This is a genomic window from Xanthovirga aplysinae (assembly GCF_009711365.1).
Classification (GTDB): Bacteria; Bacteroidota; Bacteroidia; order Cytophagales; family Cyclobacteriaceae; genus Xanthovirga; species Xanthovirga aplysinae.
The window spans coordinates 1-629 of sequence record NZ_SMMB01000190.1 but is presented as its reverse complement, the minus strand read 5'-3'; the positions used below and the strand labels follow the sequence as shown (position 1 = coordinate 629).

Sequence of the window (629 nt, the reverse complement as noted above, 5' to 3'; positions counted from 1 at the left end):
TTTTTTTTTCATTTTTAATGATCCATTCCGTAAACTGAATTTTTGAATCATTTTCCCATATTGTATTATTAGGGTAATAATTGATATGATTCCTGTATTCCGGATGATCCTCAATTTTCCTTAGTATTAAGCTTAGGTAATATGAATCGATTTTAGTGCTCTTTTTCCTCAAGTCAAATTCTTTCACTAAGATTTCAGTGTTAGAATCATTCCATTTAGCATATCCTATTCCGGCTAGAAGTCCAAAAGGGGTGCTTCTATTTGCCATTCGTAAGCTATACTTATATAAAGTAATAAACAGACGAACTGCCTCTTTCTCCCCTAACTCTTTATTTAACCATTTGGATATATTATTGTATACATCTTTACTGGAAATATACATTGCCTCCAAGCTTTCTTTACGGCCGAAATTAGTTTTAATTTGTTCTTCACTGAAATTAGTTTGCGCGGGTAATGAAGGAACCCTTATTAGTAAATCATTCGAAAAAATCATATTATTATCTAACTTAAGAAAAAACATCTGTCCCATTTATATTCTCTTCCCGTTGTGAGTCCCAGATAAGTTAAACCAATACCTGCAGTTCCTAAAAGAAGAGAATTATCTTCAGTCCAAATGTTTGCCTCTGGTT

At 32.3% G+C, this 629-nt stretch carries 1 protein-coding gene; it reads right to left on the bottom strand.

Annotated elements, in window-relative coordinates; all coding sequences use genetic code 11:
- A partial coding sequence (locus E1171_RS00360; RefSeq protein ID WP_222931287.1) for a lantibiotic dehydratase occupies positions 1 to 493 on the bottom strand: 493 nt, incomplete at its 3' end.
- Positions 494 to 629 lie beyond the last annotated feature (136 nt).